This window comes from Candidatus Amoebophilus asiaticus 5a2, assembly GCF_000020565.1.
Lineage (GTDB): Bacteria > Bacteroidota > Bacteroidia > Cytophagales > Amoebophilaceae > Amoebophilus > Amoebophilus asiaticus.
On record NC_010830.1, the window covers coordinates 231666 to 251736 of the forward strand.

The 20071-nt window shown below is 34.6% G+C and carries 14 protein-coding genes; 7 read left to right on the top strand and 7 right to left on the bottom strand.

Annotated elements, in window-relative coordinates; all coding sequences use genetic code 11:
• Window positions 1-5 precede the first annotated feature (5 nt).
• The 4 genes from AASI_RS01040 to AASI_RS01055 form a co-directional block, all read right to left on the bottom strand.
• The gene (locus AASI_RS01040; protein ID WP_012472413.1) at window positions 6-1010 is read right to left on the bottom strand and encodes an ABC transporter ATP-binding protein; all 1005 of its coding nucleotides are present in this window, start codon (window positions 1008-1010) and stop codon (window positions 6-8) included.
• A gap of 3 nt (window positions 1011-1013) precedes the next feature.
• A complete protein-coding gene (locus AASI_RS01045; RefSeq protein WP_012472414.1) occupies window positions 1014-1874 on the bottom strand; it encodes an ABC transporter permease in 861 nt (286 codons plus the stop codon).
• 16 nt (window positions 1875-1890) lie between these two features.
• Window positions 1891-2832: an ABC transporter permease gene (locus AASI_RS01050; protein WP_012472415.1), complete on the bottom strand. Its 942-nt coding sequence runs from the start codon at window positions 2830-2832 to the stop codon at window positions 1891-1893.
• Window positions 2833-3440: 608 nt separating this feature from the next.
• The gene (locus AASI_RS01055; RefSeq protein WP_044282711.1) at window positions 3441-5207 is read right to left on the bottom strand and encodes an ABC transporter substrate-binding protein; all 1767 of its coding nucleotides are present in this window, start codon (window positions 5205-5207) and stop codon (window positions 3441-3443) included.
• A 462-nt stretch (window positions 5208-5669) separates the two neighbouring features.
• Here AASI_RS01055 and AASI_RS01060 point away from each other — a divergent pair, with 462 nt between their 5' ends.
• The 4 genes from AASI_RS01060 to AASI_RS01075 all read left to right on the top strand — a co-directional run bounded on the left by AASI_RS01060 (window position 5670) and on the right by AASI_RS01075 (window position 11822).
• Window positions 5670-6485, top strand: coding sequence for an Ig-like domain-containing protein (locus tag AASI_RS01060; RefSeq protein ID WP_012472417.1), 816 nt, complete (start codon window positions 5670-5672; stop codon window positions 6483-6485).
• Between the two features lie 91 nt (window positions 6486-6576).
• Window positions 6577-7437: a hypothetical protein gene (locus tag AASI_RS01065; protein WP_012472420.1), complete on the top strand. Its 861-nt coding sequence runs from the start codon at window positions 6577-6579 to the stop codon at window positions 7435-7437.
• Window positions 7438-7713: 276 nt separating this feature from the next.
• Entirely contained in the window at window positions 7714-11040 is a 3327-nt protein-coding gene (locus AASI_RS01070) for a sodium:solute symporter family transporter (RefSeq protein ID WP_044282713.1), read from the top strand.
• A 74-nt stretch (window positions 11041-11114) separates the two neighbouring features.
• Window positions 11115-11822, top strand: a complete 708-nt coding sequence (locus tag AASI_RS01075; RefSeq protein ID WP_012472421.1) for an IS6 family transposase — start codon at window positions 11115-11117, stop codon at window positions 11820-11822.
• An 85-nt stretch (window positions 11823-11907) separates the two neighbouring features.
• Here AASI_RS01075 and gldG read toward each other — a convergent pair whose 3' ends face one another.
• The 3 genes from gldG to AASI_RS01090 are packed head-to-tail and all read right to left on the bottom strand — an operon-like array spanning window position 11908 to window position 15275.
• Entirely contained in the window at window positions 11908-13593 is a 1686-nt protein-coding gene (gene gldG, locus AASI_RS01080) for a gliding motility-associated ABC transporter substrate-binding protein GldG (RefSeq protein WP_012472422.1), read from the bottom strand.
• Between the two features lie 2 nt (window positions 13594-13595).
• A complete protein-coding gene (locus tag AASI_RS01085) occupies window positions 13596-14318 on the bottom strand; it encodes an ABC transporter permease subunit (RefSeq protein WP_012472423.1) in 723 nt (240 codons plus the stop codon).
• 30 nt (window positions 14319-14348) lie between these two features.
• Window positions 14349-15275 (bottom strand): ATP-binding cassette domain-containing protein, encoded by a 927-nt coding sequence (locus AASI_RS01090; RefSeq protein WP_012472424.1) that lies wholly within the window; start codon window positions 15273-15275, stop codon window positions 14349-14351.
• 483 nt (window positions 15276-15758) lie between these two features.
• Between AASI_RS01090 and mtaB the strand changes: the two genes are divergently transcribed.
• The 3 genes from mtaB to AASI_RS01105 all read left to right on the top strand — a co-directional run bounded on the left by mtaB (window position 15759) and on the right by AASI_RS01105 (window position 20031).
• Window positions 15759-17084 (top strand): tRNA (N(6)-L-threonylcarbamoyladenosine(37)-C(2))-methylthiotransferase MtaB, encoded by a 1326-nt coding sequence (gene mtaB, locus AASI_RS01095; RefSeq protein ID WP_012472425.1) that lies wholly within the window; start codon window positions 15759-15761, stop codon window positions 17082-17084.
• Between the two features lie 274 nt (window positions 17085-17358).
• The gene (locus AASI_RS07500; RefSeq protein WP_012472426.1) at window positions 17359-18573 is read left to right on the top strand and encodes an ankyrin repeat domain-containing protein; all 1215 of its coding nucleotides are present in this window, start codon (window positions 17359-17361) and stop codon (window positions 18571-18573) included.
• Window positions 18574-18759: 186 nt separating this feature from the next.
• Window positions 18760-20031: an ankyrin repeat domain-containing protein gene (locus AASI_RS01105; protein WP_012472427.1), complete on the top strand. Its 1272-nt coding sequence runs from the start codon at window positions 18760-18762 to the stop codon at window positions 20029-20031.
• The last annotated feature ends 40 nt before the right edge of the window (window positions 20032-20071 follow it).

The following is a 20071-nucleotide window of genomic DNA, read 5'->3' on the forward strand; positions in this document are numbered from 1 at the left end:
AGTACCTATTTAGATGCAATATCGTTTAAAGGATGAAAACAAGCAGCCAGATGAGCTGGAGCTTTTTCTTCTAAAGGAGGAGTACCTTTTTCTCCTTTACAGTCTGCCTGGACGTTGTAACAACGGTCTTGAAAACTGCAGCCTAAAGGAAGTTTGTTTAAAGCAGGTACGGTACCCTTAATGGTTTCTAAACGGCGCTGCGTATGATCTTTCCCAACCTCTAATGAAGGGATGGATGCTAGTAGCCCTCGTGTGTAAGGATGTTTAGGACAAGAAAATAAATCCTGTACAGATGCCTGTTCTACTATTCTGCCACCATACATAACAGCTACTTCATGACACATCTCAGCTACTACTCCTAAATCATGAGTGATTAATATAATACCCATGTTAAGTTCTTCTTGCAGATTAACCATTAATTCTAATATTTGAGCTTGTATGGTTACATCTAAAGCTGTCGTAGGCTCATCTGCAATTAATACAGACGGCTTACTAGACAAAGCCATAGCTATCATAATTCTCTGTCGCATTCCACCAGACAGTTGATGTGGATACTCATATATTCTTTTCTCAGGAGCTGGAATACCCACTAGCTTCAAAAGCTCTATAGTCTGTTCTTTTGCATCTTTAAAAGACATTCTCTGATGAAGGGTTAAAGCTTCTTTGATCTGATATCCAACAGTAAATACTGGATTAAGAGAGGTCATAGGCTCTTGAAAAATCATACCTATCTTATTTCCCCTTATAGCACGCATTTCTTTATCTGACAGTTGCAATAAATCTTTATCTTCAAAAAAGATATTGCCCCCAACGATTTTACCTATAGGCGGAGCAATCAGGCGCATGATAGAAAGTGCAGTCATGGACTTACCGGATCCTGACTCTCCTACAATACCTAATGTTTTACCCTTATATATCTCAAAAGAGACATCATTGACAGGTTTTATCAATCCTTGTTCAGTATTGAACTGGGTAACTAAATTTTTTACAGTTAAAATTCTTTCAAACATGACTTATTTTCCTCTTAGTTTAGGGTCTAACGCATCTCGTAGTGCATCGCTAAGGATATTAAAAGCTAGCACTATTAGAAACATGGCTACAGTAGCAAAAGCAATTTCCCACCAAACACCTTGCATAAGCTCTACTTTAGCATCATTAATCATTACACCCCAACTAGGGCTATTCTGTACTCCTAATCCTAAATATGAAAGGATTACCTCTGATTTAATGGCAATCTGAAATATACCTGAGAACTGGATAATAACTATATGAAGGACATTAGGTAAAATATGCCACCATAACTTACTAACATGGCTAGCACCAATTGCAGTGGCTGCCTGTACATACTCCCTATCCTTATGTTTGATTACTTCTCCTCTAATCAAGCGACAAAGTTCCACCCAGTTAGTCATGCCCAAAGCTATATATATAGCGAGAATTCCTTTTCCTAAAATAAAAGTAAGCGATATAAGGAGCATGATATTTGGAATTGAGGCCATGGTACTACATAACCAAACAATCATTTCATCTACTACCCCACCAAAGTAACCCCCTATAGCTCCTAATACTACGCCAATTAAAATAGCTATCATACTTACTACAAACCCAACATTCATAGCAACTTGTGCTCCCTTGATGATTTTTCTTAAAACACTTCTCCCAAAAATATCTGTACCAAACCAATGTTGAATATTAGGTGCTTCATAGGAAGTTCCCACTTCCTGGCTCCAGTTTGCGGCTATAATACCACAGTATGCTAGCAGTGCCACTACAGCATAAATTAACACAATGATTAAAGCTGCTGTAGTAAGCTTACTTTTAGCCATTCTACGAAGGGTTTCTAACCAAATAGATTGTGTCAAGGTTTGGTTCATGTTCAATGTTGATTGGTTAAGATAATTTGATGCGAGGATCAACCACAGTATATAGTATATCTGTGATTACATTAAAAATAACATAGAATATTGCTGAAAGTATAGTAATAGCCTTTATTACAGGGAAATCAGCATTATTAATAGCATTAATGGTAATTCCTCCTAAGCCTGGTATACCGAAAAAACTTTCTACTAGCAAAGTACCTAATAGCCAAGAAGGAAGTTGCGTAATTAAATTAGTTATAATAGGTATCATGACATTTTTAAGTACATGCTTAAAAAGTACTAGGCCTTCTGGTAATCCTTTAGCACGAGCCGTGCGTACATAATCTTGGTACATTTCATCTAAAATTACCGTTCTATAGAACCTTAGATCAGAGCCAACACTCAAGAGTACCAATATAAAGCAAGGCAATGCAATATAAGGTATACAAGCTGGGAAACCATGCTCATAACCCGCTATTTCAAACCACCCTAACTTATAAGCAAAAAACCACTGGCTAAACAAGATATAAGCCAAGCCAGAAATACTCATCATAATAATGCTCAACAATACTAATCCCCTATCTAGCGCTCTACCTCTGAAAAAAGCTGCCACTAAAGCCATGGATATAGCTAAGGCATTTGTAATGAGTATAGATGGGACTACTAGCGTAAGAGAAACACAAGTACCAGCCTTAATCATAGGTATAATTTGTTGTCGGCTAGCCCATGATCTTCCAAAATCCAAGCTAAAAGCAGATTTTACAATATCTATGTACTGCATAAACCAATGCTTATCTAATCCTAATTCATGTCGTAATTCTGCCATCTGTTTGGCAGTAGCATGCTTCCCCAATAATACAGCTGTAGGGTCACCTGCTACTATATTAAACATTAAAAAGACAAGCAAACATACACCCAACAGTATAGGTATAACATATAGCAAACGTCTAATAATATAATTATATATGCCCATGAATATTTGGTTATTATTGTAGCTTAGGAAACAAATTTTAATTTTTGTACTAACCTAATATATACTTCTTTCCTATACTGCTAGCACATAGTGTATGGGGACAAATTTTTACCCATTCTTAAGGAAAATGAGATGAGTAAATACACTCGATAACATTCACCATAAGCACTTTTCCCATAGCTACTATTATATTTAATTACTTATCAAGCGAAATTTTAGCAAGTTCAATTAATACAACTACAGCTTTTTTATATACATCAGATAATATAACAGTCAACTCATAATCTTGGCTTTTGAGTAGAAGATAAACTTAAGTGCTGCATGATATTAGCAGTTACCAACAACTTTACTAAGCTTGTGCGCTGCCTATATTTTATATAAATCCATACCCCTATAACAACCAACAAGTTGTCACATCTTTAATAAGTTTTTACATAGTTAACGACTATAAGATAATGGATAGCCTGCTCGCAATTATAGCCATCTTACTCATATAAGTAAGATGGCTAATGTTTTTTTAAAGCATTTCTAAGTTATCTACAAAATGATGCCTTTAACAAGATATGCCATCATATAGAATCAGTTTTCCCTTTATTATAACTTAGAAGCTAATTGTTTTTTTGTTCTAAATCTATATCAAAATATTGTTCTGTGCCATAATGGAAGTTAGACCAACAGTAGTTCTTGACCCACCCATGCTGCAAACCAGTATGGGGAAAATGTACAGTACAAATAAAAGGTGTCTTTTCAGCTATCATTTCATTAAGCTGTTCATAAAGCCTAGTTCTTTCAGGAGAATCTAGCATAGCTACAGCCTTTTCATATAAAGCATCATAAGCAGAGTCGTTTAAATTAGATCCAATGCCACCTGGTTGGTAAGGACCATACAGGAGCATGAAGAAATTTTGTGCGTCTGGGTAATCTGCACTCCAAGAAATACTATGTAGCATGGTAGCTTGATTATTAATTTTTTTTATTAATTCTGGAAAAATATTTCCGACTACTTTAATACGTACGCCTATTTTAGCCATGCATTTCTGAAAAAATTCTCCTTTTAATCTTAGTTCGGCATCAGGCCCCGCATCTAGTGTAAGCTCAGGCAATCCTTTGCCTTCAGGATAACCTGCCTCTGCTAAATATTGTTTAGCTTTTTCAATATCATAGATACCATAAGGATTTATATAATCTTCTCTGTAGCCAGCTAGCCCAGGAGGAACAGTTGATTGTGCTACTACTGCTGTATTATTATGAAACAATTTATTATAACCTTCTTTGTCAAATGCTAATGCCATAGCTTGCCGAAGCTTAAGATTATCTTTAAATAAAGGATTAGCACAGTTCATAACAACATAAGTAGTACTTAATTCAGCTACGCTATATAGGTTAATGCCTTTTTCTTTAAGATCAGGAATTAACTCACCGTTTCGCACTACATCTAAGGCAATTTTATCTTTAGTAATATCAATTATATCTAAATCACCCTTTTTAAATTTAAGCCATTTAGGTTGTGCCTCAGTAAGGATATAAGTAACTATTTTGTCTACAAAAGGCAACTGCTTCCCAGCATAAGCTAGCATATGTTTATATTCTTCTATAGATTCACTAGGGAAACGTTTATCTCTAAAAGTAGGGTTTTTGCGGTATACTAGCTTACTATCTTGTGGATTAAAAGCTTCTAACATAAAAGCTCCTGTTCCTACAGGATGATTAGTAAACTCCATACCATAATGCTCTACTGCTTCACGAGGAACCACGTAACATCCCGACATACCTAAAAAGTATAGAAATTGTGGATTAGGTCTTGTTAAAGTGAACTGCAGTGTATAGCGGTCTATAGCTTTTACTCCCTCTATTTCTTCGTCATAATTGGCCTGTATAGCATCGGCATATCTTTCTCTCCATGCATTAACTTCCTTTAGATTGTTATTGATTAGCCAAAAGTTCTTTGCTTGAAGCTTAGGATCAGCTAACCTTTTAAAAGAATATACAAAATCATGCGCCGTCAGTTCTCTCCCTTTACCATTAGGAAAGCAAGGGTTGTCATGAAACTTTACACCTCGTCTAATTTTAAAGGTATAAACCAGCTGGTCTGCTGACACTTCAGGCATTTCTTCCGCTAGATTAGGAGTTAGCTCGAATGGCTTTTTAAGGTAATGAAATTCTAACAGACCTTCATAAACTTTAGCTACTTCTCTATTAGAATAATGGTCTTCAGCTTGGGCAGGATCTAATGTTTTAATCTGTGCCTCATTAGCTGTATACAATACTTTTTCTGTTACTTTAGGTGAGGAGTCTTTCTTGCTTTTCAAATAAGCCCATAGCGCAAGAAGCATTAAAATAAGTGCTGCAATTCGAATAAGATTTTTCATATGCATAGATAGAATTTTTATTTAAATATTCTTTTTTTGTGTTATAGGCTACCCTACTATATCTGTCACTAAATTGGTTTTTGACGTACGGCAAAATAAACCTGCGTAATTTTAGTGCTTTTTTTTTACTATTGCAACTCTATAACATTTCAATTACAACTTTCTATTATTTTGAGCCAAGCTAGTTACTCTTAAAAGCTATATTTACAGATTATTTATGACATAAAATTGATACACTCTATTTTTGAACAAGTTGCCAATAATAGAATATATCATTTACTAGACCCGCTGCGAAACAAAAAACCCCATTATTTTTTCGCCCTTTAGAGCATTTATTGGCTGTTTTTTGTATATCAAAAATCGTTTCGCAGCGGGTCTACTGTTGATTCTTTTGTCTAGCATATAGCATTTTATATATTTTTACATTTAAGTGTAGTAAATTTACCCACCAGTATAGTCTTAAACGTAATGAATAAACAAGAAAAAATAAGGATAAATATTTTCAGCTTACTTCGTCGTTATATAAATCAATTATATAAATGTCTGCCGCTTCTAACAATTCTAAGTCCAATTATCATTTTATTACTTACTACTAGATGCGCGCAAATAGAAGAACTAGAAGGTGGACCAAAAGACACTATACCTCCCCAATTAATTAGTACTTATCCCTTACATGGAAGTACTAGTTTTAAAGACAAAAAACTAAAATTAACTTTTGACAAAGAAATTGAGATTCAAGATATCTACAATAGGCTTATTATTACACCTAAACTAGCCCGCTTAGAAGATAGACCTAGTTATGTAGCTAAAGTAAGAGGTAATGTGGTAGAGCTTGAATTAGAAGCACCGTTAGAAGAAGAAACCACCTATACTTTTAACTTTAAAGATGCTATATGCGATACAAAAGAGCATACACCTGCGGAGAATCCTACACTTACTTTTAGTACAGGCGACTATGTAGATTCTATATATGTAGCGGGCCATATACGGTATCTCATGACTAACCAACCAGCAACTGATGCATTGGTATGTATATATAAAATTAATGAGTCAGATACCTTACATATTTTAAATAGCACTCCAGATTATTTCACTAAAACGAACCAGAATGGAGAATTTAAAATAGAACATATTAAACAAGGTAGATACAAAATATGTGCAGGCTACAGCAAGGAGAGTAAGCTTATTTTGGATGCCAGCAAAGATCCTTATGGATTTTTACCAGCAATACTAGAACTCTCAGAGCCAATAGAAAATCTAAACTTACCCATTTTTAGAAGCTGATGTAACTGAGTTCAAACTGCAAAACAGCCAACCACAGGGCCAATACTTTGAGATCAATTTTAGTAAACGACTTACAACATATAACATTGAATTGGCTAATCGGTCCAAAAGATTTAAAGAGGCACAGTTATATAGCCATTTAATAGAAAATGGACACACTATTAGGGTATATAATACACTAGGGTTATTGGAAGATGATATGTTAGAGGCTAAGCTAACAGCCCAAGATATAATGGGCAATAACATAGAGAAGAATGTCAGCATACACTTTAGAGATAGAGTTATTGAGAAAGAAAAATTTAAATGTACGATACAGCCTACCACAGGTACTAAAGTAGATACCACACCCTTTCAAGTGCATATATCGACTAATAAACCTATCAAAAGTATACGGACAGATAATTTATTTCTTATAGTTAACCAAGCAGATACACTGCAGCTAACTCCTGAAGAAATTATAATACATCCCAATAGAGATTCCATTACGATTCAAAAAGACTTTGATTTAAATAACTGGTTACATCCTACTGGAGAAGTTAAGCTAGAAAGTGACAAATCACCGAGCATAGAGTTATATATACCCAAGGGCGTTTTTACATCTGTAGAAAAGGAACTTAATGATGCAGCCAATTATAAGTATCTTGTTAAGAATCCACAAGAATGCGGTACTATTAAGGGAAGGATTACTACATATGCTCCTGGTTTTATTGTGCAACTGCTCAATACAAATTATGAAGTAGTAGCAGAAATTCGTAACAAAACAGATTATGTATTTAAAAATGTATTACCTGGTAACTACAAAATACGTGTCTTAATACTTAGTGAAAAGGATGGTAAATGGTCTTTTGGTAATATTAACCAATCCATACCTCCTAACCCAGTTATTTTTTACCCTCATGAGCTGGCCATCGTAGCTAATTGGGAAATAGATTATATTGATATTGAATTTTAGAAAATTTGGTAATTAACCTAGTAAGTGTAAAGAAACCTTTGCATCGACATTTTAAAAATCAGCATTAAAAAGGCACTGTTGCAAATAGAAAGAGAAGCTAAGGTTGTGAGGTGAGAGAAGGATTGATTGGAGGGCTTATGTAAAAATCATTAAAAAGTGAATTTACAACATATGAAATTGAATAATCTTATAGATTTTGAATGATAATCCTAAAGAGGAATGAAGAAATTATAAAATGTTTTTATTAAAATAAGCTACCCTATAAACATACATTTTATGCGAAAAGAATATCTTGATATCATTTTATTCACGACATTTTTACTTGTTAACTTAACAGTAGGATTAATGGCTGGGCGGCGTGTAAGAAGTTTACGAGATTTCTCTATAGGGAATAAAGATTTTACTACAGCCACAGTAACTTCCACCATTGTAGCTACCTGGATTGGAGGTGGATTTATGTTTTATGGCCTACAGAATATTTATAAGGATGGCCTACAATTTGTTATACCCCTTTTAGGATCAACTTTATGTTTACTTTTTACCGGACAAGTCCTCGCTATTAGAATGGGAGAATTCTTAAATAACTTGTCAGTAGCTGAAGCCATGGGGGATCTCTATGGGCCCATAGTACGAGTTATTACTGCTATTAGTGGGATATTAAAGTCCATAGGTTCAATAGCTATTCAATTTCAGGTGATTGCTAAAATGTTGAATCTTCTTTTTGGCATTGAAGAGACTTGGGCTATTATTGCAGCTGCGTCCATTGTTATTCTTTATTCAGCTTTTGGCGGTATCCGTTCAGTTATTATTACGGACTTATTTCAGTTTATTGCCTTTGTTATTTTCATTCCTATATTAGGCCTGATAGTTTGGAATCATATTAAAAATCCTGGTCAAGTTCTTTCTACTCTAACTACCAACCCTATTTTTAGTTTAGAACAAACAATAGGATGGAACCCCAAATTTATAAGTTCAATAGGGCTAATGCTTTATTTTTTAATTCCTGGCATGGCCCCTGCTATCTTTCAGCGGGTAACAATTGCTAGAGATCTTGAACAAGTAAAAAGATCTTTTACCTACGCAGCTGGAAGCACTATCCTAGTAAATATTGCAGTAGCTTGGGTTGCTATTTTACTTTTATCAGATAGCCCTAATCTTGAACCGAGTAAACTAGTTAATTATATTATTACAACGTATGCTTATCCAGGATTAAAAGGGCTTATTGCTGTTGGTATTACAGCCATGGCTATGTCTACAGCAGATTCCTATTTAAATTCCTCTGCAGTATTAGCCGTTAATGATATTATTAAGCTATTTAAACCTTCTTGGAAAGAATCTATTATTGTTATTAGATCTTTCTCATTGATTTTAGGAGTTTTCGGATTATTACTAGCCCTCCATGCCAAAGATCTGCTTCAGCTGCTGCTCCTATCTGGCAGCTTTTATATGCCTATTGTTACTGTACCACTTCTACTAGCTATTTTTGGTTTTAGAAGTACTACTAGAGCAGTCCTAATAGGAATGGCAGCAGGCTTTATAACAGTAGTAGGCTGGAAAAAGTTTTTTGGATATACAGGTATGGATAGCCTTATTCCTGGTATAATAGCTAACTTAGTTGTCTATATAAGTAGCCATTATATTTTAAGAGAACAAGGAGGATGGGTAGGGATTAAGGAAAAAGGTCCGCTTTTAGCAGCCAGACAAAGCCGTAGAGAAGCATGGAACAAGTTACTATATACCATTAAGCATCCCCATATTTATGCTTACTTACAAAAAAACCTCCCGGCTTATGAAGTTGTTTATTCGCTCTTTGCCGTTTATGTGATAGGTGCTACCTATGCTTCTTTTTATACCATATCAGAAACAGTAGTTTCTTCTTATCAAGGGCTTTATAACTTTGCAGCGCATTCTGTTTTAATTGCAACAGCTGGGTTCTTAACATACCCTGCTTGGCCTCCCACTTTTAAATCTAAAAAGTTTATCACCTTTGCTTGGCCTCTTGGGATATTCTATATTTTATTTGTTGTGGGCACTATTTTAGTGCTGATGAGCGGTTTCCACGAAGTACAAGTAATGATCTTTATGCTTAACTTAATCATGGCTGCTTTCCTACTTTCTTGGCCTTTAATGCTCTTCCTTGCTACATACGGTATCCTAATAGGGTGTTTAATTGTATATATGTACTGTGGCAATATACATTGTAGTGGAACAGATGGCACAGCTGAATTCAAAGTTATTTATAGCATTCTTTTATTAAGTAGTTTTCTAATTACAATATTTAGGTTTAAGCAAGAAAAAAAGTCCTTGCAAAACAAGAATATTTACCTAGAAGGTTTATATGAAGAAAAAAACAATGAGCTAGCACAAATTTTAGCTTATGGAGGTGAGGTTTTAAAGGAACTCAATGCTGACGAGAAAGCATTAACGGCGGCTTATATAGAGCAGATTATCTACCGTATGACGGATTACATCCGATTGGAAGTAGCTCAGATAAAATTAGACCAGCTTTTATTAGAGGTAAAAGAAACCATTAAACTCATGAACTTATTATCTCTTCCCCAGCTGATAACGAGTGTAGATACTCGCCAAGAAATTATTGATGCAGATAGAGTAAAATTAAAACAACTGCTGGTAAATGGTATCCTACATGTACACCAACATAATGCAAACAACCAGCCTATTCATGTAGTAGTAGAAGACGTTAAGCTAGGCTATAAGATAGATTATATTAAAGATTACACCAGGCAATTAGCAGCCTTAAGATTTACCATTACCATAGAAAAAGACACTGCTAACAAAAAAGATATTTACTTACTTGAGCAGCTGCCTTTGATGAGTCAACATACAAAAAAAGGTAAACTAATAGAAAATGCTCGTATTATTCATGCTCATTATGGATACGCAGAATTGGATAACGAGCAAACCCAAGTATATGTACTTCCAGCCAACGTAAGAGAAGTAAGAGGTAAAGTGATGGAGTTATTAAGGGAACCTGTAGCAGTCGATGAAGCGGAAATGAAACATCCGCTCGCTATAAAACTAGAAAATGAGCTATTAGATAAGATCAAGGCTATCAAAATAGATACAAAAACTATAGCTAAAGCATTAAAAACTATTAAAAGATACCACGCCGGTGTTAAGCGTAAATCAGGCGAGCCTTTTTTTACCCATCCCATAGCTGTCGCTCTAATCTTATTAGAATATTGTAAGGATCAAGATGCAGTGGTAGCAGCGCTACTTCATGACACAGTTGAAGATACAAGTCTTTCGCTGGTGCAGATTGAAGCTATATTTGGAGAACAGGTAGCATTTATAGTAAAAAAAGTAACTAACCTAGAAGATAATTTACGCAGGATAAGCTTAGCAGATCATGAGAATGTTTATAGACTCATGGAGTATGAAGATGAACGTGCTGCCTACGTAAAACTAGCAGATAGGCTACATAACATGCGCACCATCAGTGGCCACTCTTCCCTGGCTAAGCAGAAGCATATAGCAAATGAAACATTAAATTTCTTTGTAGGACTTGCTGAAAAGTTAGGTTTGGAACCTATTGCAAGTGAGCTTAAAAAACTTAGCTTAGAAGTCTTGGCTAAGAGATAATCATTAATATTGGCACTGTTACAAATAGTAATTAAGAGGGGTAAATTGTATTGAGTTAACCAGAAAGTAAGGAAATGAGCATCTTTAAAAGACGCCACTTCAAATACGATATAATCATATGGGCAGTAAGATGGTATTGCAAGTATGGAATAAGCTATCATGATTTAGAAGAAATGCTCTCTGAAAGAGGGATTCAAGTAGATCATTGCACCATTTATAGGTGGGTTCAGTTCTACGCCCCCAAGATATTAGATAAACTCAAATGGTATTGGAAGCCTACTCGGGGCTATAGCTGGCGTGTAGATGAAACTTATATTAAAGTGAAGGGTAAATGGATATACCTTTATAGAGCATTAGATCAAGCAGGTAATACCATAGATTTTTTTCTATCCACTACCAGAAATAGTAATGCAGCTAAGAGGTTCTTAAGTAAAGCGTTAAGTTCTATTCCTGCATATTGTAGACCTAAAACTATCAATACTGATAAAAACCCTGCCTACGGTAAGGCCATAAATGAGCTAAAACTAGCCGGTAAATGTCCTCCAGATTTAGAACACCGGCAAGTCAAATATCTCAATAATCTAATAGAATCGGACCATGGTAAGCTTAAGCGATTAATTGATCCAACATTAGGCTTTAAATCCATGAAGACAGCCTTTGCTACTATAAAAGGCTTTGAGCTAATGTGCATCTTTAAGAAGGGGCGTTTTGATGCATGGAAATATGGACAAGGTATTTTGGGAGAAATTAATATTATCACCCATAATTTATTAGCTCTTTAAGCCCTCTAATCAATCCTTCTCTCACCTCACAACCTTAACTTCTTTTTCTATTTGCAACACTGCCGATGTTTACCCAAAACAAAAACTAAATTTTTACCCTATATCTTTTTCTTCGGACTATATGCCAAAGTATTCCCATAAGCACCAACATAAAAATAGGTGTAACTATATTTAACAACTGCCAATACAACCTTTCTCTAGTTACTTTTAAATTGTCTAAAAGACGCAGTTTAACTGTTTTACGCTTGGCATTAATAACCCCTGATTCTTCTAACATATAAGCAAGTACACCCAACACAAAGTCTTGATTAGCAAAGCTTTGTTGCAAAAATGGATCATAACCCCATGGTAACGCTTGCTGATCTTTTGGGGAAACAGCATTGAGTACAATACTGCCACTTGCTACAACAAGTATTTTAGTAGGCTGGCTCACAGCAAGAAACTGTGTAGCATCTATGCCTTTAGGAAGCATCCTATTTTTATACAATGAATTAAATTTACCTTCTAATAGGCAAGCTAATGGAATAGGGCCTTGCTTATATAGGTTTGTATCAGGTGCTCTTCTTAGTGATTCTAGGTCTACATACACAGGAGTAGTCGCTTTAAGACTATATGGAGAGCTATATAAAAGGGGAGTTTGAATGACACCTTCCACCTTCACAATATCTATACTACTAATAAATTGTGTATATATAGCATTTATATTTTTAGTTATTAAATGGTCGGAGAAATTATTAATAATAGGAAAGAAAGGCCAAGGAAGAAGCTTGAGTTGAGGCTGATTGCCCATTTTACCAACTATAATAGGATAGACACCAGCCTGTAAGTCTTTTATCAGGTCTGGGTTAATTCTTACTCCATACCTGAATAATTGGTCATCTAAATTAAGCTCTAACGGAAGTGCAATTGAATTTCCACTAGCTAGATTGTCCATATTAATTTTCAAGCGATCTAAAAAAAATAAGACCTTACCCCCTTGCATAATATACTGATCTAATACGTACTTTTCAGACTCTGTAAAACCCTCTTGAGGCTTAGTGATCAATAAAGCGGCATAGTTAGATAATTCAAACACTTGAGAAAGCATTACGTTATGAACTTCATACAATTCTCCTAGCGCTTGTGATAGCCCTTGTAACTGAGTGGTATTGGGTTCTCCATGTCCTTTAATAAGGCCTATTTTTACATTTTTATAATCAATTAACTTAGCCAGCGAACTGATAAATTCATATTCAAGATTTTCTATAGATTGGCTTACCATCTTGTTAGTAGGTGTCATTTTATCAGCCTTCAACATCATAACACCCACTTCATTCCCCTGGTAAGAGAGAATAGCACCTGGATAAATTAGATTTTCTATTCGTTTTCCATGTGCTTGCCTATAAAGGTTAGTAGGTTCTATTTTCTTTTCCAACAACTTCTTTAGTATTTCTTTACGCTTATCAGCAGGTTCTTTGCTTAGGTCTATTACGTGGCAAGTAACAGGGCAACGTGCATAAGCTTTAAATTCTTCTAAAAGTGCAATTACACCAGTCTGTAATTGCTTAAATTCATTTGGTAAATCTCCTGATAAATATATATTTACTTGCAACTCAGATTCTAAACGACTGAGTAATGCTTTTGTAGAGGAATGTAGAGAATAGCGCTTATCCTCTGTTAAATCTACCCGTAAAGGAAAATAATAAGCTAGTTTATTAGCTATTCCTATAACTGATACAAAAGTTAATAATATCAACCATCTATTCTTATAAGTATGCTTACTAAATCTCATCTTTATCTTCTCTTTAGCATTAGGTTAGTAAACAGGACTGATATGCAACTGGCACTACAAAAATAAAGCACATCGCGCAGATCGATTACTCCCCTGCTCAAAGCTTCATAGTGGTAGAGTATACCTAATTTAGCTATCCATAGAGAATATTTTTCCCATGTTTTAAGAGTACTCCAAGCATCAAATCCTTGATATAATAAAAAGCAGAATAAGGTACCTATTAAAAAAGCCACAATTTGGTTTCTCGTAAGGACAGAGGCACTTAAACCTATGGATAAGAAAAGAGCAGCTAAAAATAATAGTCCTATATAGGAACCTACTAAAGCTGCTATATCGATATTCCCAGTAGGGATAGCTAAGTAGTAGATAGAGAATCCATAGGTAGCAGTAAGTAGCAAAATAGTAATTACAATAACTAGACTAGCAAAATATTTACCTAAAGTAATCTGTATGGTTGTAAGTGGACTAGTTAACAATAATTCTAAGGTTCCTAACTTAAACTCTTCTGAAAAAAGACTCATTGTAATTGCTGGAGCTAGAAACATTAGTATATAAGGTGCCACTTGGAATAGCGATGATAAATCTGCATAGCCAGAATCTAAGACATTGGTTTCTGGGAATACCCATACCCATAATCCAATTAAAATTAAAAAGAAGCCTATGATAACATAGGCTATTAAGGAATTGAAAAAGGTGTACAGTTCTTTCTTTAAGATTGCAAGCATAACATTAGTAATTAGCTAATAGATAACATGTTAAGTAATAGAAGTGCTGTCTACTTTAGTAATTTGTGTAAAGATCTCTTCTAGACTCTCTCTTTTATGCTCTAATCGTTGTAGTGTAAGCCCTTGTTGTTTAGTAAAGCAGAAAATATGTTCATAAATATCTTTACTGTTGCTAACGTATAATTTACATTTATGTGCATCTAAAATTTCAAGTTTATTTATTCCTTCAATACTAGAAAGTGCATCTACAGGTATTGGTTCTCTAAACGATATTATAAGCTGATCACTACACTGTTGATCTAATTCACTTAGTGTGGCTGTCAAGCACAGTTTACCATGATGCATAATAATAACCTGGTCACAAACTGCTTCTACTTCTTGCATGATATGTGTAGAAAATATAATAGCTTTTTCACGTCCAAGTTCCTTAATAAGCTGGCGAATGTGATGTAGTTGGTTAGGATCCAACCCTGTTGTAGGCTCATCCAACACCAACACTGTAGGGTCATGCATGAGTGCCTGAGCTAACCCTACTCGCTGTCGATACCCTTTAGAAAGTACACCCAGCTTTTTGTTTTGTACATCTCCTATATCACATTGTTCCACAACCAACCGCGCTCTTTGTATACACGCTCTCTTACCTAATCCATGGATACTACCCATAAATTGTAGGTACTCGTGTACATACATATCTAAATACAAAGGATTATGTTCAGGTAAATATCCTATATTCTTTTTAGCTTTAAGTGACTCTTTATTAAGGTCATAACCACATATATAGATCTTTCCTTCAGAAGGTTGTATATAACCTGTCAACATTTTCATAGTAGTAGATTTACCAGCACCATTTGGGCCTAATAAACCTAAAATTTCACCTTTTTTAACTCTAAAAGTAAGGTGATCTACAACTGTTTTGTTTTGGAAATGCTTGGAAAGTTTAGATATATCTATAGACATAAATACAACATAAGCTTTATCAATTTAGTATACTCTTAGTTAATTAACGCAACAGATATAGCTATGAAAGATAAATAGTTACTAGCTGCACAATAGCGTAATTTATTTAAATCATATGATTTATTCAATAAGGCAAATTAAAGAATGTCTTACTTATAAATATAAATTGTAAAGTTAGGTTATTTCCTGGGAGTAAAATGGCATGAATGCTCTCTTTAATAATTATTATTTGTAACACTAATTATTTAAAAGCCTTTTATCTCAATAGTAGAAAATAAAAAAGCAAACCATGTATCGCACCGCTACAACTACCTACCCTTGCTTCTTTCCAGACCTAGGGGATTCAATAGGAGCTGGTCGTACAGGTTTGCCACTGTAAAGTTACGTCGACCAACGCATATTTTCAATACGCTTACAGCATATTATAAAAAAAATGTTACACCTATTCTCAAAATAGCTAGTTTCTACATAATTTAGCTAATTATGAAACGAGTAGCTTTTTATACATTAGGGTGCAAACTAAATTTTTCAGAAACTTCTGCTGTTGGCCGATTGTTTACAGAACAAGGGTACCAAAAGGTAGAATTTGAAGATAACCCTCACATTTTTATAATCAATACGTGTTCTGTAACGGAGCAGGCAGATAAGAAATGTAGACGCATAGTTAAAGATGCTCTTAAAATCTCTCCTGAAGCCTTTATTATTATTATGGGTTGCTATGCGCAGCTTAAGCCAGAAGAAATTGCTAGCATTCCAGGTGTGGATGTTGTTTTAGGTGCACATGAGAAATTTAAGTTATTAGAGATAATCAGCAGCTTCGACAAAAAAGGACAAGCAGAAGTATATGTCTCCTGTATAAAAGATGTTAACACTTTCACGCATGCTCACTCTATAGGAGATAGAACACGTACTTTTTTAAAAGTACAAGATGGCTGTAACTACCATTGTTCTTTTTGTACCATTCCATTAGCAAGAGGAAAAAGTAGAAGCGATACCATAGAAAGCATTGTAGAACAAGCAAGAAAAATTGCTGATCAAGGAATAAAAGAAATAGTTTTGACAGGAGTTAATATTGGTGACTATGGCATTATTGACAATCGACGTCAAACCAACTTCTTATCATTAATAGAAGCACTTGAAAAAGTAGTTGATATTAAACGTTTCCGTATATCTTCTATTGAACCCAATTTACTAACCGACGAAATTATTCAGTTCGTGGCACAGTCTGGTAGGTTTGTGCCTCACTTTCATATCCCTTTACAATCTGGGAATAATGATATTCTTAAGCTTATGCGGCGGCGCTATCAGCGAGAATTATACGTAGAACGGGTAGCACATATTAAAAAGCTAATGCCACACTGTTGTATAGGCGTAGATGTGATTGTAGGTTTTCCAGGAGAAACCGAAGAGAAATTTTTAGATACTTATCAGTTCCTAAATGAGTTAGATATCTCATATTTACATGTATTTCCTTATTCAGAAAGACAAAATACACAAGCTATTACATTAGAAGGGATAGTTTCACAAAAAGAAAGAAACAGAAGAGCCAGTATGCTCCGTATCCTTTCTGACAAAAAACAACGCTACTTTTATGAGCAGAACCTAGGAAAGACTGTAGAAATACTATTTGAACAACCCGATGTAAATGGCACCATACAAGGATTTTCTGATAACTATGTACGTGTCAGTGTACCTTATGACGCTAATTTGGTAAATACTTTACATCAGGTACAGCTTAAAAAGTTGAAAGCTGATGGATTAGTAGAGGGAAATATCATGCCACTACATCAGAATAGTCTTATAGCTTAGGTTCCAAAAATGATAAGAATAAGGACTGCAGATAGCTTGACATAATAAATGTAGACTATACTTATATAGTATAGTCTACATTTTCCAAGTATAACTTTAAGGCAGATGCTAGCCTTCATAGTGTTTGTAATTCGATAATCATTTTTATATTATCTAGCAAAATTTAATAAAGAATATTCTTAACTTTAAGACTGAGTTTTATTTTTTGAATATCCATTCAAAAATATCTTCTATCTAGAAGAAGTATAATTGAAACTTTAAAAACTCATTTAATATGCAACCTAATAAAAGCACTACCATCAATCTTCACATTTGTATTAATCTTCTAAAGTTATTATTAGTATTGGTTACAGTAGTTGCTTGTGAATGTGTCCCAAAGGGAGGCAGAGGTGATATAATAAATCCAGAAATTCCCAAAGCAAACGATAAAAGCGAAGAACCTATCACCAATGATAAGAACAAAAAGCCTATTCCCAAGGAGATGATTGATGCTGCTGAAGCAGCAAAGAAAACCAATTTAGTAATTTTACTTAAAACGTTCCAGGAGCTAGAGGCCGAAGACATTAATATTGTCAATGGACTACTTAGTTCGGACCTGGATATTTTAGGTTTAAAAGAAGCTGTAGAATTTGGGAACTTAGATATTGTAGATACAATACTAAAAAGGGGAGTAAACGTAAACAAAAAGATACAAGAAAACGAAAAAGATGAATTTATACTTCTAAATTATAGAAATGATCTTACACCTTTACATATAGCTGCTAAATCTGGCCATACCGAAATACTACTCAAATTAATAGAAAAAGGTGCAGAACTAAATGCAAAGGATAAATATGGTGATACTCCTTTACATCTTGCTGCTGATGCTGGGCATGCTGATATAGTATTTAAATTGATACAAAAGGGAGCAAACATAAAATCAGCAACTAACGATGGGTATACCCCTTTACATCTTGCTATCATGAAAGCACATACGGAAATAGCGTTAAGTCTGATAGAGCAAGGAGCAAATCTTGACATATCAAGCATTGAAGGAGATACGGCACTTAACCTGGCAGCCAGGAAAGGCTATGCCAATATAGTGCTAAAATTAATAGAAAAAGGGGCTGACGTAAATATAAAGAACAAAATAGGTTTACATCCTTTATATTATATTATTCGAGAAGGGCATGGTGATATAGCTTTAACATTAATAGAAAAAGCAAAAGAAATAGAAGTAAATACAATAGATAGGCAGGGAAATACTCTTTTACATTTGGCTGTATATGGAGATATTAGGCTACTATCAAAATTAGTAGAAAAAGGGGTAAAAATTGATATTACGAACAATAGCGGAAATACACCTTTACATATTGCTGCTAAGTATGGTTGTAAAGAAGCGGTATCAGTATTAGTAAACTGCGGAGCAAAGAAAGATATAGCAAATAACGAACGCAACACCCCTTTAGATTTAGCTAAAACAGAAGAAATAAGAGCTTTACTAAAATAGTTTATCGACTAGGCTTTTTCCCCTAGCACTTCTGTTATAATCGGCATAGGATATAAACTATTTCCAAGGATATACTATACTGTATAGTTGACATACAAAGAAACATTTTATAACTTACCTGGCAAATTGTTCTATGCTATGCTATTCACTTTTAGAGTATTGATACTACTTATTAAATAGTTATGTATGAAAACTATAGAAGAATTTAAGAATAAACTTTATTGCTGTTCTGATAACTTCCTTTGTTTAATATTTGTACTCGTTACAGTAATTTCTTGCGAGTGTAACAACAAGGGAAATAAAGGCCGCAGCGGTATACCAACCTTAAAATATAATATAAATGCAGAGGTTATTACTGACGACATGATCAATACTGCTAAAGCAGCAGGGAAAAACTTCTTGGCTGATATACTCACCAAGCTTCAAAAAAATGAAACAGTAGATATTGATGCCTGTAATTACAACTACTGGAGTGAGAGAAACCACACAGCCTTAATGCAAGCTGTAGAAATAAGAAGCTTACCAATTGTTAAAGCCTTGATAGCCAGAGGAGCCAAGGTGAATACAATATATGGCGAAAATGCTGCATTACATGTAGCTGCAAGCTTTGGATATACTGAGATACTGTTAGAATTAATAGAGCATGGTGCTGACGTTAATATAAAGGGACGGGAATGGGGAGGTAATGCTCCTCTTCATTATGCTGCCGAATCAGGACATGTAGAAACCATAGCAAAATTAATAGAGAAGGGGGCAGAATTAAATACAAAGAATATATATGGAAATACTCCTTTACACTTTGCTGCTCAGGCAGGACATATAGAAGCTATATTGAAATTGTTAGAGAAAGGCGGAGATATAGATGCCAAGAATCAAATTGATGAAGAAACTCCTTTACATCTTGCATCTGGTTCAGGCCATACTAATGCAGTAGTAAAACTAATAGAAAAAGGAGCAATAATAGATATAAAGAATATAGATGGAGATACCCCTTTACATCGTGCCGCTCGTTTTGGTCATACAGAAACAGTACTCAAATTACTAGAGAAGGGGGCAGAATTAAATACAAAGAATATAGATGGAAATACTCCTTTACACTTTGCTGCTCAGGCAGGACATAGAGAAACAGTATTAAGATTAATAGAATACAGTATAAAATTAAATATAAAAAATACATATATAGATACTAAGGATATATGTGAGAGGACCCCTTTACATGTTGCTGCTCTTTATAATCAACAAACTGCGACAGTATTAGAATTAATAAAACAAGGTGCAACTATTGACATACAGGATGGTGAGGGTAATACTCCTCTACATAATGCTGCTTGGAGAGGTCATCTTAATGTAGTTCATGCACTAGTAAATGCAAGAGCTAAAAAAGATATACACAACAATAAAGGTCAAATTCCTTTGGACTTAGCTACAAGTGAAGAAGTAAAAAATGCACTAAAGTAATCCTGATCAAAGAAAGAAGAATATTACAAAATTATTTGCT